This is a genomic window from Gordonia sp. 852002-10350_SCH5691597 (assembly GCF_001665715.1).
GTDB lineage: Bacteria > Actinomycetota > Actinomycetes > Mycobacteriales > Mycobacteriaceae > Gordonia > Gordonia sputi.
Window position 1 is genome coordinate 1 of the sequence record NZ_LZMO01000287.1, and the last position, 15,646, is coordinate 15,646.

The window sequence follows — 15,646 nt, forward strand, 5'->3', positions numbered from 1 at the left end:
GAATCGCTGCACTCGATGAGTTTGCCGACGCATTCTCAGCGCTCCTTCAGCGACCGGCCGTCACACTCGTGCGATGGACACGATCGCAGGACTGCCCGCGCACCCACTCTTTGTTCACCTTGCAGTGGTGGCGATTCCCCTGACGGCCGTTCTGGCGATCCTGGCGAGCGTATGGCCGGCAGCACGCCGACGGCTCGGCTGGTTCACGCCGGCGGTCGCGGTTGTCGCGATGGCCATCACTCCGCTCACCACTTCCGCGGGTGAGGCATTGGAGAAGCAGGTGCCGCGTTCAGAAACACTGCACCTGCATACCGAGCTCGGCGACCAGATGCTCTATTGGGTCGCAGCGCTTTTCGTACTGGTCGTGCTCGCCTGGGCGATGTACGACGACACCATCGCACGACGTGTGCCCGCTGCGGCCTCGGTGCGCTCGCATCGTTGGCTGCGAGTCGCGCTCGCGGTGGCGACTATCGTTGTGGCGCTTGGCGCTCTGGTGATGGTCGTGCGCGTCGGCGATTCCGGGGCGCGGTCTGTGTGGCTGGGCTGACGACGGTCACACGGCACACAACGGTCACACGGCAGACAACGGCCACACGGCGATTCCCGTTCTCAGATCACCTTGTCGATGTCTCCGGTCAGCTTCTCCGGCTTCACGGTCGGTGCGAAGCGGTCGACGACCTGACCGTCGCGGTTCACGAGGAACTTGGTGAAGTTCCACTTGATGCGATTGCCGAGCACGCCCGACTTCTGCTCGCGTAGCCACGCGAAGAGCGGATGCGCGGCGGAGCCATTGACGTCGACCTTCGCGAACATCGGGAAGCTGACGTCGTAGGTGAGCGAGCAGAAGTTCTTGATCTCCGTCTCGTCGCCCGGCTCCTGGTGAGCGAACTGATCGCACGGGAACCCGAGTACGACGAGTCCGCTCTCGGCGTAGGTTTTGCTGAGTTGTTCGAGTCCCTTGTACTGCGGGGTGAAACCGCACTTCGACGCCGTGTTGACGATCAGCAGAGGCCGCCCCCGATACTCGTCGAGGTCGACGGTATTGCCGTCGATGTCCGTTGCCGTGAAATCATAGGCACTGGTCATGGGCCTACCTCCGCGTCGATCCGATCAGCTTCTCCGCAGCCTATCCGACCAACGAATAGCCTTGAAGCGTGCGCACCTCAGATGACTTCCGCAGGGCTTGGCACACCGTCCGCACCTCTCGGTTCGCGCCCGCGCTGGTGATCGTGGTGATCCTGGGTATCGCCGCGGCGTTGTTCGTCGGCTCCTACACCTACTCCACGGCCAACCCGAAACCCGAACGCGTGCCGATCGCGGTCGTCGGCACCCTGCCACCGCCGCAGTCGGCCGACGTCGAGGCACGGCTCGCACATGAACTCGGGAGTTCCGTCGAGGTACGGCACCTGTCGACGCACGCCGAGGCCATGGAACAGTTGCAGAACCAGCAGGTCTTCGCGGTCGTCGACATCGACACCACGGCACGCACCATCGACGTCGACCTGTCGAGTGCATCCGGCGCAACGGTCGCCCAACTACTCGAACAGAGCATGCCGCGTGCCGCCGCCGGGACCGGGTACCGCGTGAGCATTCGCGACGCCAACCCGCTACAACCGCGAGATCCGCACGGACTCACCATCTTTTACATGATGCTCGCCGCGGTCATCATCGGATTCGTCGGCGCGATCCAACTCGGTGTACACGCCAACAAGTTGCGGCCTTGGGAGAGAATCGGATTCACCGCGTTGTATTCGCTACTGGGTGGCTTCACGATCTGCGCCATGATCGACTGGATCATCGGTGCGCTGACGCTGCCGGTGCTCGAGGTATGGCTCATCCTCGCCCTGACCATGTTCACCTGCGGCATGATCTTCACGATGTTCAGCGCGATGTTCGGACGCTGGGCAATCCTGCCGACGTGGGCGGTCATGGTACTGCTGGGCAATCCCTCATCGGGAGGCTCGGTCGCGTGGCCGCTGCTACCCAGGGTGATCGCGACCATCGGCGGCTGGCTGCCGCCCGGCGCGTCGGTCAACGCACTGCACACCGCAGTGTATTTCCGTGGGCATCAACATGTCTGGCCGTTCCTGGTGCTCACCATGTGGTCCGCGGTGAGTATCGCCGTCTACCTCTTCGAGCGACGCGTTCGGGGCCGCAAGACCCCGAACGCACCGGCCGCCGACATCGGGGCCGCCTGATCTCGCGACAGGCCCCAGAAACCGACGGGCCTCAGAAACCGACGGGCCCCAAAACCGACGGACCCCAAAACCGACGGACCTCAGAAGCCTACGGCGCGGATCTGTCCGGGCGACCACAGTCCGTTGTGGACATCGGTCGTCACCGTCAGCTCTGCTGGCTTCTGCGGCACAAGCGGAGTGAGACGCTGCAACATGCCCCAGTCCTTGGCCCAGTCGTTGCGCAGATACGACGGCAACACCGTTGGGCGCATCTCGTTTTCGACGATGCCGAGCGGACCGCCTGCGGTCCCCGCCATCCAGCGCTGCGAGTTGACCCGCTCGCCCTCGCGGTCGGGCGAGATCCGCCACTCCGGTGTTTCGAGCACACCGTTGTACACCTGTGCGGGACGCTGACACGGGAACGCCAGCGCGGCCTCCCAGTCGATCATCACGGGCGCTTCGCTACCCACGAGGTCGTTGAGCGTCACCATCTTCGAGACACGAGGCGGTGTGACAGCGAGCCACTGGTCGGGGTTGGTTGACGTGTCCTGCGCCAGGACACGCACGACTGTCGCGCCCTGCGGGGCACCGTCGAGCGGGAACCGCAGGTTGCGCCACGCGGGTGCACCGCCGATGTCCATCGGGATCATGATCCCCGCAGGTGTCACCGACCCGTCCGGGCCCACGCGGCCGAATTGGAGGCGGACCTGCTGTCCCGGACGCGTCACTGCGAGGTCGTCGACGTATTCGATCTGCCCGGCAACCGACATGGTGATGAGCGGAGCGTCGGAGTTGCGCGCGGGTAGCTGATACCAATCGGACGTCAGACTGCCTGTGCCCGACGGTGATCCGTAGGTGCCGAGCACCGGCGTGCGCTGCGGCGACAGCCCGAACGGCAGCTTCACCTTCGAGCCGTTGACGCCGGTGGTCGACGTCGTGCCGCCCGCGGTGTCGCTCGACGGACTACCGCTGTCCGTTCCGGTCTGATCGGTCGCGTCCGATTGCGTCCGGTCGACCTCGGCCGACGATGTCCCCGTTGACGAGTCCGATTCGGTGCCGTCGTCGGAGAGATCGGATCCGACGCCGTTCGGGTCGAAACCGGTCGCCTCGGCACCCGCGAGCGCCGCTCCTGGTGACGGGTTGTTCTGTCCCGCAACACGTGCAGGTGCGAGCAAGGCCGAGTTGACGTCCTTCTCGACGAGCACCGAGTCGGCGAGCGCGCACGGCTGACCGCGCACCGCCGCGACGTTCGAACTCAGCCACGACCACGAATTCCGTTGTGTCCAATCCGCCTTCGCGAACGAGACGAGGGTGAACAGCAGCATGATCACCGATACGACGATGATCGACGGCGAACGCAGCCAGGCCGTCCACCGCTTCTTCGATACCCGCTCCTCACCGCGTCGAACGTCGTCGGAGACGTAGTCGTCGCGGAAGTGTTGCCAGAGACCGAGAATGGTCAACAACACCGCGACCGTGAGGATGACCGCCCAGACCGGAATCCCCTTCACGTCGGGAACGGCGTCGCGCCAAGGGATTCCGTAGCTGCCGACGTACCACCACTGGTTACGTCCGGAGAATGCCAGCGCGAGAACGTAGGCACACGCTGCGGCGAAGAGCGTGCGGTTGCGTCGACGACGCATCACGGCGCGGTCGACGCACACGGTTGCGACAGCGGCCAAAGCGCCTGCGATGCAGGCATACACACCCATCTGGTGAGTCCACTTGGTCGGCAGGAAGGCCATCATCACAGCAGTCCCCGCCACCGTGGCAACCAACCGCCACGTGGGAGCCGACGCAATGCCCGCCAACCGTCGACGGTTGAGCAGCATGACCACCACGACGATCAGGCACACGAAGGTGATGAGCACACCGAAGCGGCGCGCGATGCCACCGTCGGCGGTGGGATTCATGAGCATGTAGTAACGCATGCCCTCCTCCCACCACTTGTTGGTCGGACCGACAGCGGAGTTGACCCTGATCGCTTCGCGAATCGTGGCGAGCGTCTGGTCGGCGAAGATCTCGTAGAGCACCACGAGTCCCGACGCCAGAATCGGTACGAGGATGGGCCACAAGCCGTCTCGTCGTCGCCTGATCATCAGACGCTTCAACAGCGGTCGGATTCCCGCGATGAGCGGGATGGCAGCGATCACGCCGGTCGGGTGGATCGTGAGCGTGAACGCCGCGACCACTATCGCGAGCGTCAACGGGAAGAACCGTCCGGTGGCTATCGCCCGCTCCACCAGCACCCACGCCAACAGCGTGCCGACGGCGATGATCGGTTCCACACGAAGACCGTTGTTGAACGGCATCCACACCGCGAGGAACACCAGCGCGGCAGCCCAGATCGCCGACTGCGATGTCCGAACCGCGTAGCCCAGTCGCGGGATGGCGGCGCGGCTGATCAGCCACCAGCCGACCACCGCGTAGAGGAAGGGCAGCAAGCGCAGCCACGGAGTCGCCGTGCTCACCTCCATCCACAGCGAGAGGTACTGGTAGTGCCAGCCGAACGGGTCCTGCGGCACACCGAAGTACCGGTAGTAGTTGTCGAGATAGCCGGCATTGCGGGCGACTCGGGCGACGGTGACCTGATAACCGTCGTCCGCCGTGTTGCCACCGACGAACAACCAGATCAGCAGAACGAGCGTGACGAAGGCGTCGACCCAGCGCGGTCGCCACCACCCCTGCGGGAAGAGCTTGTGGACGCCGCGCCCGTCACGGGCGTCGAGCACGGCCAGCGCGAGCATCGAGGCAATCGTCATGACGACGCCGATCACCAGCAGCCAGAACTTCAGCGTCGTCGGGGTCGACGCGAACCGGGTGTCCAGCGTGGCGCGGAACGACAGGCCTTCCGTCGGCGCGTCTTGCGGGAACTGCGAATACACACCGATGATCTGCGGTCGTGCTGTCGCGTCGCGCAGGTCGAATGAGCCCAGACCGGTGTCGGTTGTCGAGAGATTCTCGAATTTGCCTGCGGCGCCGTCGGTGTCGGCGTGAAAGACGACGCGGCATCCGGGTGAATTCTCCGCCGCGCTTCGAGGGGCACTGAGCAACACGATGTTTCGCTGCGTCAACTGCAGCGAGTCGCGGGTGGCGCGGATGAAGAAGCCGACCTTGTTGGCATCGGTTCCGTTCCACGGCACCGTCGAGACGATCACGCCGCCCGACGCCGGCAGACTCTTGGCGAGCGAGCATGGGACGGACACGTCCATCGACACCGGCGAGAACGAGACGCTCGGCGCCGCCACGCTGCCGACCGAATTCTGTTGCGGCCAGGTCAGTTCCGTCTTGGTGTAGTTGACCGGCAGGAACGGGGTCAGCAACGCGATCACGATGCCGATGAGCCCCGCGACCACCGCGACGATCTTGGCGATCCTGATCCGATCGGCCGACCTCGACGACACCGATCCGCCCGCGCCGTTGTCGGCAGGCTTGTCGTCGTCTTTCCCCGTTGCGTTCACCGGCGTCTCACTCATCATCTTCTGGCACCACCTGCATTGCTCCGGGACGGCTCCAGCCCCACCTGGTCGACGTTCCGGTACTCACCGCTGCAGGCACCGCCTCTGGCACCAACGGCGACAACCGTTGCAGGCTGCCCCAATCGCGGTACCAGTCGTTCTTCAGATACGTCGCCATCGTCGACGGCGTCGTCAGCGCTTCCGCCGTGGTGAGCAGTCCACCGTTGACGGTGGCCATCCACGTCTTCGACTGCGAATTCGCTACCGCCAGCTCCGGCAGGATTCGCCACTGCGGAATCTGGTTGACGCCGTTGGACGCATCCATCGGGTGCTGGCACGGGAACGCCGCACCGACCGCGAAGTCGACGAGCACCGGGTCCGACGACCCGACGACGTTTTGCAACGTCTTCAACTCGGGCGCACGCGGCGGTGTCACCGCGAGCCACTGGTCGGGGTCGAGGTTGTTGTCGGTGGCGACGATCCGCATCGCGGTCGCACCAGCGGGCACCGACGACATCGGGATACGCAGGTTGCGCCACGGCCGATTCGCCTTGCGGTCGGCGTCGATCGGCTGCACGGCGGCGCCGACCTGCTGGAACTTTCCGTCCTGCTCGACGCCGAACTCCACCTGCAGCGACTGCCCGTACGTCGTGACCCCGTCGGGATCGGTCGAGGCCAGCGCACCTGCCGCCGTGATGACGATCAGCGGCGACGAGTCGCGCGCGGGCAGTCGATACCAGTCGGTCGTCAGCGATGCCTGGCCGTCGGCTCCGTAACTGCCCATCACCGGGGTCGTCGCGGGGTCGAGTCCGAACGGCAGTGCCGCAGTGCTGCCGTTGACCCCTTCTGGTCCGCGCCCGCCCGTCGTGCCCGGCGCACCACCGGCGACGACGAAGGTCTTCGAGAGATCGGCCGAGGTGTTCTGGGTACCCGGCTTGATCGAATCCGCCTCCGGCGTGAGGTCGTCGGCGACACCCTGGGCAGAGAAGCCCCGCGATGTGCCCTCCAATGCCTTCGACGCCGAGGCGTTGTCGACCGGAGCGAGACTGCCCTTGTTCGAATCGGGTTCGACGAGAACATAATCGGCCATCCCGCAGCCCCCGGTGACCGCGTGCACGTTGCCCTTCAGCACGGAGTAGGTGTCTGCGCGAGCCGCTGCAGCCTTGGCGAACACCGCGAGTTCCGCGAGCAGGATGATCACCGCGATGACGGCGATGGGCGACGATGCGATGCCGGTTCGCCACCGGTTGGGCGGCTTGCCCGCATCGTGGTGCAGTCCGGTGTCGGCGACGTAGTCGAGGCGCAGATGCTGCCACACCGCGACGATGAGGGCAATCACCGCCAGCACCAGTAACATCGACGAGACCTGCAGTCCCGCAACCACTGGCGCTTTGTCGAACCACGAGATACCGAAGTCGTACGACCACGGCCACGCGTTGTATCCGGCCGCCGCAGCTGCGCAGGCGACGAGCAGACCTGCGATCAGGATCGACAGGTTGCGCGTATTACGTTGCGCCACCTGCCCGATCGCAACACAGGCGACCGCAGCGAGCGCCGCGGCGAGGCCCGCGAAGGTGCCGAACTGAATCGTCCACTTGGTCGGGGTGAGCGAGAGCAGCCCGATCGTGATCAGTACCGCCCCGGTGACGCGCCAGACCGGTCCGCTGTCGACTCCACGGATCTTCTTGCGCCGCAGCATGATCGCGAGAACCACGAACAGTGAGACCAGTAGCAACAGCACCGGCACCCGACGCACCAGCGAGCCGTCGCGCGTGTTGACCGCCAGGAAGTAGTACCGCAGGAGTTCCTGGTACCAGGCCAGCGTCGGCCCGACGGTGTAACGCACCCGGATGGCCTCGAACACCGACGCGAGTGTCTGGTCGCGGAACACGATGATCACCACGATCGCCGGAGCCGCCAACAGCGGAAGCAGAAGAGAGGCAAGGCCCGATTCGCGGCGTCGTCGAACAAGGATCTTCAGCATCGGCCGCGCACCGGTGATCAGCAGTGCGACCGCGATGACACCCGTCGGCGCGGTGGCAAGGGTCAAAGCGGCGGCGAAGGCCGCTCCCGCGGCGGGCAACATGCGCCGGGTCGCGATGGCCTGTTCGACGCCCCACCAGGTCAGCAGACTGCCGAGCACCACGACGCCCTCGCTGCGCAGACCCGAGGCCATCGGCAGCCAGAACGCGAGAAAGACCGCGGCGCCGGTCACCATCGCCCACTGCGACGTGCGGACGGCACGCCCCAGACGCGGGAGCAGCACCCGACTGAGGATGAACCAGCTCACCAATCCGATCACCAACGACGGGATGCGCATCCACACACCCGTCGACGACACCGACGACCAGTGCGCGAGGAAGTCGTAGTACCAGTCGAACGGCGCCTCGGGGATGCCGTAGAAGCGGTAGTAGTTGGCCAGGTAACCCGCGTGCTCGGCGTTCCGACCCATGTTGAGGATGTAGCCGTCGTCGGACGAGCCGGCTCCGAGGAAATGCCAGATGACCAGGATGGCGGTCACGGCGATGTCGGTGACGCGCGGACGCAGCAGCGCCAACCACCGCACCCGACCGACCCGTCGGTGGTAGCCGTACATGCGATCGAGTTGTGCGAGCGCCGCGAGTGCGACGATCGCCGCAAGCACGCCGACGATCATCACGAGCCACTTGATGACCGACGGACTCGAATCGAACCGATCGTCGACGACGATGCGCGCCGACAGGCCGGGCGTCGACGTGATCGTCGACGTCGGGATGTCGGTGAACAGGCCCGCCACCTGCGGCCGGTCGGCATCCGGCGCCGTCTGTGCCGGACCGAGTCCCACGAAGCGTGCGCCCGAACCCGCCGCCGACGAGAAGATGTGCAGCTGCGTGCACCGATCCGACGCGACGTCGGCGCGCGGAGCGGACGCGACGGTGTCGCCACGCATCGTCACCGTCACCGCGTTCGCGTCGGCCGTCACATTCAGTGCAGATGTTCGCTGGTTCTTCGCCGCGGGCGGCATCGTCGTGAGGATCGTCGACGACGCATCCGTCGGTGCCGACCGCAGCAGCGAACACGGAATGGTGACGTCGAGATCCTGCGCCATCTGCGCGACGAGCGGAGAGGTGATGTCGGCGTTGGTCGCACCGAGCTCCTGGCCCTGCGGCCAGGTGATGGTCGCCGTCGTCGTGGTGACCGGAAGGAAGGGCGTGAGTACTGCCGCAACGATCGCGATCAGACCCGCCACGACAGCAATGATCGACGTCGTCCCAGGTGAGAGGCGTCGTGCGCGATTATTCGGGTCGTCGGATCGACGGTCGGGCAGCGCAGCTGTCGTCTTCTCCGGCGATTCGGTCACACGCGAATGCTAGTCAGGTTGTCTGTGACAAAACCAAGTCGGCCCCATTTCAGCAAGGCGTGTCACGCGACACAGTCGCATGCGCATCCGGCAATACGTCGGCAGGCTGGATGTGGTGAGGTGCCCGCGGCACCGGCAGATCGTCGTGGATTCCGCGGACGCCGGAGAGGGAACACAGTGACGACAACCGTCAATGCTTTCTGGGCAACAGCTCCCGATGCACCCCTATCGAAGACAACCATCGAGCGCAGGGATCTCGGACCGAAGGACGTCCTGATCGACATCGCCTTCGCCGGGATCTGCCATTCCGACATCCATACCGCCCGCAATGAGTGGGGCGGGACCACCTACCCTGTCGTGCCCGGACACGAGATCGCCGGAACGGTCGCCGCCGTCGGCGATGAGGTGACCAGGCACAAGGTCGGCGATCGCGTCGGCGTCGGATGCTTCGTCGACTCGTGCGGTGAGTGTGCCGCGTGCAAGAACGGCGACGAGCAGTACTGCACCAAGGGCGTCGTCCAGACCTACGACTCGAAGACCTACGAGGGCGAGTTCACCCACGGTGGGTACTCGCAACAGGTCGTTGTGACCGAGGACTTCGTGCTGAAGATCCCCGAGGGCGTCGACCTCGACGTCGCGGCACCGCTGCTGTGCGCGGGAATCACGCTGTATGCGCCGTTGAAGCACTGGGGAGCCGGCCCTGGCAAGAAGGTCGCGATCATCGGTCTCGGCGGCCTGGGACACATCGGAGTCAAGATCGCCCATGCGCTGGGCGCGGAAGTGACCGTCTTGAGTCAGACCCTGTCGAAGAAGGATGACGGCGAACGCTTTGGCGCCGATCACTACTACGCGACCAAGGATTCCGAGACCTTCCGCACCCTGCGCGGAGAGTTCGACCTCATCATCAACACCGTGTCGGTGAATCTCGACCTCGACGACTACCTCGGATTGCTGGCCATCGACGGCACCCTCGTCGAACTGGGGGTGCCCGAGCATCCCCTGGAGATCAAGGCATTCTCGCTGCTGGCCAACCGCCGTTCGATCGCCGGTTCGATGGTCGGGGGAATTCCCGCCACTCAGGAGATGCTCGACTTCTGCGCCGAACACGGCATCGGCGCCGAGATCGAGAAGATCAGCGCCGATGAGATCAACGCCGCCTACGACCGCGTCGTCGACAGCGATGTGCGGTACCGATTCGTGATCGACACCGCGACTCTCGCCGACTGACCCCGACCCTCGACGGAGTACGTACACAACTCGGTCGTCAGCGCGAGGCCACGACAATAATTTCGATGGCCTCGCGCTGAGGTCGCAGTTGTGTACGTATAACGGGCGCCAGGCCATGCGCTGTGGAACCGTTGACACATGAGCGACCCCGAGTTCGATGTGAACAAGCTCTTCCCGGGCAAGTTCTTCATCAGCACCACACTCGACGTGCTCGAGTCCAAGAAAAAGATGACCGGCCATCTGCGACGCCGCTTCATCCAGCGCGCCGCAATGGCAGGCATCATCATCGCGATCTTCTACGTCATCAACTACACGATCGTCGCCGCATTCGACACGATGACCGATCCGCCGGGGCAACTGCACGCGGTCGGCAAACTCATCGGTGCGCTCGCCTTCGGCTGGGCGCTGGTGTTCATCTACTACACCAAGTCCGAGCTACTCACCTCGAACATGATGATCGTCTCGGTCGGTGCGTACTACCGACGCGTGACACCCGTCCTGATCATGCGCATCCTGTTGTTCTGCTACCTCGGAAACATCCTCGGCGGCCTGCTGATCGCCGTGATGCTGCGTGGCACAACACTTCTCGACGGCCCGGTACTCAACGCGATGGTGCACGCGGTCGACGTCAAGACAGGCTATCTCAGTAACGGATTCAGCGGTTGGCTCGACCTGTTCATCCGCGCGGTGCTCTGCAACTTCATGATCAACCTCGCGATGTTGCTCGTCTACAACGGCTATCTGACCGAAGACATCGCGAAATGCATGGCGATGATCACCGCCGTCTTCGTCTTCGCGTTCCTCGATTTCGAGCACTCCGTGGCCAACACCGTGTTGTTCATGATCGTCGGATTCCAACACGGCATACCGATCGGTTTGGTGTTCGGCAATCTCGGGACCGTGCTGCTGGGCAACTTCGTCGGCGGCGGAATCCTCATCGGCTTCTACTACGCGTGGGTCAACGACGAGCGCGACACCCACCTCGTGCACCTCCGACGGCACCGACACTGAACCGTCACGCCCCTGCGCGCTCCGGACCAATCGGCGCCCACCCGAGATGGGTCATATGTCCGACATTGCGATTGGATCACGACGCGATCGACGGTGAGCTATGCCGCCAGTCCCCGGCCGTACGTTGACTATAGGGCCTTGCGGATACTTCGAATAATCGACGTACCTTCCATGAAGCAGTCGTGGAACATCCAAGGGGGATCAGGCCCCGCCAACGGAGGAGTTTCACGTGATCGGAACAATCATCAGCGCCATCATCGTCGGCCTGATCATCGGCGCACTCGCTCGCCTGTTCATGCCGGGCAAGCAGGACATCGGCATCATCATGACGATCGTGCTCGGCGTGGTCGGATCGCTCATCGGGTCGTGGTTGACCTACCAGTTCGGCTACAGCAACTCGAACGGCGGTTGGGAGGTCATCCCGTTCATCGTCGGCATCATCGTCGCCATCGTGTTGATCGCCGCATACCTGGCGATCCGGGGACGTACTGCCGTCCGCCACTAGTACTGGGGGTGACGCGTGGCCGGGAAGCACGGGGGCTTCCCGGCCACAGTCGTATCTACAGCATTCGAATCCACCGCTGTGGGTGATGATCACGAGTCGACTCACTTGTGATCGCCGTGGGCACAATGATCGTCTGCGCGACGCGTACGTCACACTATGGTGTGTATGGGTTTTCACGTCGCACTGCCCAACGACGGCAGCATCGAGCAACTCACCGAACTCGCGACCGCGGCTGAGAACCTCGGCTTTGACGGGGTGTGGCTGGCCGAGCACGTCCTGCCTCCGATCAAGCATCCCGATTCGGCATATGCCGCCGAGTACGACCCGCTGGTCCTGCTCGGTTTCATCGCCGCGCACACCACCACCGTGCGTGTCGGAACATCCATACTCGTTCTCCCCCTAAGGAATCCGTTCGTCGTCGCCAAACAGGCCGCGACTGTCGACGCGCTGAGCGACGGGCGGCTGGAACTCGGGGTCGGTGTCGGGTGGGACGCCGGCGAATTCTCCGCTGTGGGAGCACAATTCCACGACCGCGGGCGCCGGACCGACGAGGCGATCGGCGTGCTGCGCCACCTGTGGGCAGGCAACACCGACGGCCTGCTGGGCGAGCACTACAGCTTCGGCGGCGGGTATCCCACCCCGGTCCGCCCACAGGGCATTCCGATCACGATCGGCGGGCACTCCCCCGCGGCGGTGAATCGTGCTGCACGCCTTGGTGATCGCTGGCAGTCGATCTACTTCGACAACTCGGGAACCGACCCGGCGACGTTCCGCGCGATAGCAGCAGACCTCAAACGTCGTACCGAGGGTCGCGTCACGACGGCGATCAAGCGCTTCGTCCGCACCGCCGACCAGGTCGACGCGTTGGTCGACGAGCTCGACTCCTGGCGTCGTGCCGGCGCCGACGACGTCGTCGTCTGGTTTGGGGAGCCATCGGTATTCGGCTCTCTCCAAGAACGTTTCGCACGCAAGGCACAGGTCAACACGTGAACACCCGCGCTGGCGCAACAGCCACCGATGCGGGCACAGTGGTGAGATGAGCACCGAGTACTTTCCGCCTACCGGCCGCCCCGCGATCGACTACGCTGAGCTCACCGACGCCGCACGCGCACTCATCGATGGCTAATCCGATCGCGTCGCCAATGCTGCCAATCTGTCGGCGCTGGTCTATCAGGCTCTGCCACAGGTCAATTGGGTTGGCTTCTACTTCTTCGACGGTCACGAGCTGGTGGTCGGCCCGTTCCAGGGAAAACCTGCCTGCGTACGCATCCCGTTGGGTCGCGGCGTCTGCGGGGCGGCCGCCAGAACCCGCATCACGCAACGCGTCGCCGACGTGCACGCCGTCCCCGACCACATCGCCTGTGACGCCGACAGTCGGTCGGAAATCGTTGTGCCGCTGGTGCACGACGGCGAGCTCATCGGAGTCTTCGACCTCGACAGCCCAGTACCCGACCGCTTCGGAGCCGACGATCAGGCGGGTCTCGAAGCAATCGCCGAGACGTTCATCGCGTCTCTCGCGTAGCTTCCTAGACCACCTGCGCCAGCTTGCCGAACCCGCTGCGGTGGAAGATCAGCGGATTTCCGGTCTCCGGATGGTCGACCCCGGCCTCCGGATGATCGACGCCATGCAGCTCGAGCAGCACGATGATGTGATCGCCCGCCTCGACCTCGCGGTAGATGGTGCAATCGAAATGTGCCAGTCCCTCGTCGAGGGTGACGGCTCCCTCGTCGGATGCCTTCACCGCGATGCCGTCGAACCGGTGCTCGACCGCTCCGGCGAGTTGCCGGCAGGCAGCACCCTGGTGGTCGGCGAGGATTGTGACGCCGAGGTGTGCTGCGCGTCGAAGATCCGGCCACGTCTTGGACCCCGACGCCACCGAGACCGACACGAGTGGTGGGTCGAGACTGACGCTGGTGAACGAGCTTGCGGCGAGGCCGGTCAGCTGGCCGTCGACCTCTGCGGCAACCGCGACGACACCAGTCGGGAAAATGCCGAATGCCTTGCGTAGACGAGCGGGATCGAGATCCTGGTTGGTATGCAGTTCGTTGGTCGGGAGTTCGTTCGGACGCGGTTCGCTCATGAGCCTGCCTTCAGCAATGTGGTGACGATCGGCTCTGTCGCAGTGAGCCATTCGGCGTACGCGGCTGGGTCGTCGTATGCGGAGTCGATGACGTAGAGACCACGTCCCGGCACCGTGCCACCGATCTCGGTGAGCACGGGACGCAACGTGAGCTCCGGCGCGAGTGAATGTGCAGGGCTTCCGCCGAGCATCAGCGGAATCGCGATTCCGGAGAGTCCTGTCCCGCCGGCGAAGCGGTCGAGGAACAGTTTCAGCAGGCCGGTGTATGCGGCTTTGTATGTGGGACTGGCGAATACGACGAGATCAGCCCCGCCGACCTGTGACACGAGATCGTTGACGTGCTCGTCACCCCAGTCGAGAATCGTCGAGCCGAGCGATGCCAGGTCCACGATCAGATCAGGTTCAGATCCCGACAGTTCCGCGGCCAGATACGTTGCGGCGCCGAGTGTTCTGCTGCCCGGTTTCGGGTTGCCGACCACGACCGCAGTCGTCACGACGCCGACACCCGCTTGAGCGGTGCGGGCGACCCGAACGGAACCGATGCACTGACCGCGACAGGCGCGGGGTGCTCCCACAGTCCGCGACGGGTGAGCTCGGGAAGCACACCCTCCCCGAACCAGTACGACTCCTCGAGATGCGGGTAGCCCGACAGCACGAACTCGTCGATCCCGACCTCGTGATACGCCTCGATCAGGTCGGCGATCTCGGTGAAGGAGCCGACCATTGCGGTTCCAGCACCGCCGCGCACCAGGCCGACGCCCGCCCAGAGGTTCGGGTAGATCTCCAACCCGTCCTTGGACCCCTTGTTCAGTGCGAGCATGCGCTGCTGCCCCTCCGACGCCGAGCGTTTCAGCCCCGCCTGGATGCGCGCGATGTCGTCTTCGGAGATGTTGGCCAGCAGGCGATCCGCCTCGGCCCATGCGGCTTCGGAGGTGTCACGCGCAATGGTGTGCAACCGGATTCCGTACTTCAGTTCGCGACCCTGCTCCTCCGCGGCGGCACGGACACGAGAAATCTTCTCCGCCACGGCTTCTGGTAGCTCGCCCCAGGTGAGGTAGACGTCGGCATGCTTCGCCGACACCGCGATTCCTTCGGGCGACGAGCCGCCGAAGTAGATCTGCGGCAACGGATTCGGGATCTGGTGCAACACCGCATTTTCGACGGAGAGGTACTGACCGTCGAAGTTCACAGTGTCGCCGGTCCAGAGCCGTCGCACGATCTCCAGGAACTCGTCGGCCCGCGCGTAGCGCTGCTTCTTGTCGAGGAAGTCGCCGAACATCCGCTGCTCGGCATCCTCACCGCCGGTGACGACGTTGAGCAGGAGTCGACCACCGGAGAGGTTCTGAAAGGTCCCGGCCATCTGCGCGGCCAAGAACGGGGCGGTCATGCCGGGGCGGAACGCCACGAGGAACTTCAGACGCTCCGAGAGACTGCTGATCATGGCCGTGCTGACCCACGCGTCCTCGCACCAGGCGCCCGTCGGAGTGAGCGCGGCCTCGAAGCCGAGCTGCTCGGCGCTGCGCGCGATCTGTCCCAGATACTGCACCGACGCCGGTCGACCCGCGGCTTCGGCAGCGACGCCGTGACCACCTCCGACGACGTTGCGGCTGTCACCACCGTTGGTGGGCAGGAACCAGTGGAACTTCAGGGAGCTCACGTAAAGCCTCTCTCCTCGATCGACGCATCTCGTCGATCGACACATCCGGGCATCGAGCGCGAGAAGGTGGCGCGCCGTAGGCGCAACTACACCAGTTCAGTGCAGGTGGAGAGTTTTTCCAAGGGTTGCGTTCGCAGTGATTACTAGATTTGCCACATGGCGAGTCCGTTGAGGCCACCCGACGACCGTC

At 64.7% G+C, this 15,646-nt stretch carries 12 protein-coding genes and 1 pseudogene; 7 read left to right on the forward strand and 6 right to left on the reverse strand.

Annotated features, from left to right (window positions below):
- Positions 1-73: 73 nt before the first annotated feature.
- Entirely contained in the window at positions 74-547 is a 474-nt protein-coding gene (locus tag A5777_RS21610) for a DUF2231 domain-containing protein (RefSeq protein ID WP_064864482.1), read from the forward strand.
- A 62-nt stretch (positions 548-609) separates the two neighbouring features.
- Here the strand turns inward: A5777_RS21610 and A5777_RS21615 are convergent, their stop codons facing one another.
- Positions 610-1,086 carry a glutathione peroxidase gene (locus A5777_RS21615; protein ID WP_064864484.1) on the reverse strand — a complete coding sequence of 159 codons (477 nt, stop codon included), beginning with the start codon at positions 1,084-1,086 and terminating at the stop codon, positions 610-612.
- Positions 1,087-1,154: 68 nt separating this feature from the next.
- Between A5777_RS21615 and A5777_RS21620 the strand changes: the two genes are divergently transcribed.
- Complete coding sequence (locus A5777_RS21620; protein ID WP_064864485.1) at positions 1,155-2,198, forward strand: hypothetical protein; 1,044 nt, start codon at positions 1,155-1,157, stop codon at positions 2,196-2,198.
- Positions 2,199-2,278: 80 nt separating this feature from the next.
- Here A5777_RS21620 and A5777_RS21625 read toward each other — a convergent pair whose 3' ends face one another.
- Together A5777_RS21625 and A5777_RS21630 are read right to left on the reverse strand one after the other, a co-directional pair.
- Positions 2,279-5,656: an arabinosyltransferase domain-containing protein gene (locus A5777_RS21625; protein WP_156529453.1), complete on the reverse strand. Its 3,378-nt coding sequence runs from the start codon at positions 5,654-5,656 to the stop codon at positions 2,279-2,281.
- Positions 5,646-8,975, reverse strand: coding sequence for an arabinosyltransferase domain-containing protein (locus A5777_RS21630; protein ID WP_064864487.1), 3,330 nt, complete (start codon positions 8,973-8,975; stop codon positions 5,646-5,648). Before A5777_RS21630 ends, A5777_RS21625 begins: the two co-directional genes overlap by 11 nt.
- Positions 8,976-9,152: 177 nt before the next feature.
- On the opposite strand from A5777_RS21630, the gene A5777_RS21635 reads away from it, so the two are divergent.
- The 5 genes and pseudogenes from A5777_RS21635 (at position 9,153) to A5777_RS21655 (ending at position 13,240) form a co-directional block, all read left to right on the forward strand.
- Positions 9,153-10,202 carry an NAD(P)-dependent alcohol dehydrogenase gene (locus A5777_RS21635; protein WP_064864489.1) on the forward strand — a complete coding sequence of 350 codons (1,050 nt, stop codon included), beginning with the start codon at positions 9,153-9,155 and terminating at the stop codon, positions 10,200-10,202.
- Between the two features lie 138 nt (positions 10,203-10,340).
- Entirely contained in the window at positions 10,341-11,213 is an 873-nt protein-coding gene (locus A5777_RS21640) for a formate/nitrite transporter family protein (RefSeq protein ID WP_064864491.1), read from the forward strand.
- Between the two features lie 229 nt (positions 11,214-11,442).
- The gene (locus A5777_RS21645) at positions 11,443-11,718 is read left to right on the forward strand and encodes a GlsB/YeaQ/YmgE family stress response membrane protein (RefSeq protein ID WP_064864492.1); all 276 of its coding nucleotides are present in this window, start codon (positions 11,443-11,445) and stop codon (positions 11,716-11,718) included.
- Positions 11,719-11,883: 165 nt separating this feature from the next.
- Positions 11,884-12,708 carry a TIGR03619 family F420-dependent LLM class oxidoreductase gene (locus tag A5777_RS21650; RefSeq protein ID WP_197502438.1) on the forward strand — a complete coding sequence of 275 codons (825 nt, stop codon included), beginning with the start codon at positions 11,884-11,886 and terminating at the stop codon, positions 12,706-12,708.
- 46 nt (positions 12,709-12,754) lie between these two features.
- Positions 12,755-13,240, forward strand: a pseudogene (locus A5777_RS21655) (GAF domain-containing protein).
- 4 nt (positions 13,241-13,244) lie between these two features.
- On the opposite strand, the gene A5777_RS21660 reads toward A5777_RS21655, so the two are convergent.
- The 3 genes from A5777_RS21660 to A5777_RS21670 are packed head-to-tail and all read right to left on the reverse strand — an operon-like array spanning position 13,245 to position 15,501.
- Positions 13,245-13,799 (reverse strand): flavin reductase family protein, encoded by a 555-nt coding sequence (locus A5777_RS21660; RefSeq protein WP_064864496.1) that lies wholly within the window; start codon positions 13,797-13,799, stop codon positions 13,245-13,247.
- Entirely contained in the window at positions 13,796-14,293 is a 498-nt protein-coding gene (locus A5777_RS21665; RefSeq protein ID WP_064864498.1) for an NAD(P)H-dependent oxidoreductase, read from the reverse strand. The genes A5777_RS21660 and A5777_RS21665 overlap by 4 nt, the downstream gene beginning before the upstream one ends.
- Complete coding sequence (locus tag A5777_RS21670) at positions 14,290-15,501, reverse strand: LLM class flavin-dependent oxidoreductase (protein WP_064864500.1); 1,212 nt, start codon at positions 15,499-15,501, stop codon at positions 14,290-14,292. The genes A5777_RS21665 and A5777_RS21670 overlap by 4 nt, the downstream gene beginning before the upstream one ends.
- Positions 15,502-15,646: the final 145 nt, after the last annotated feature.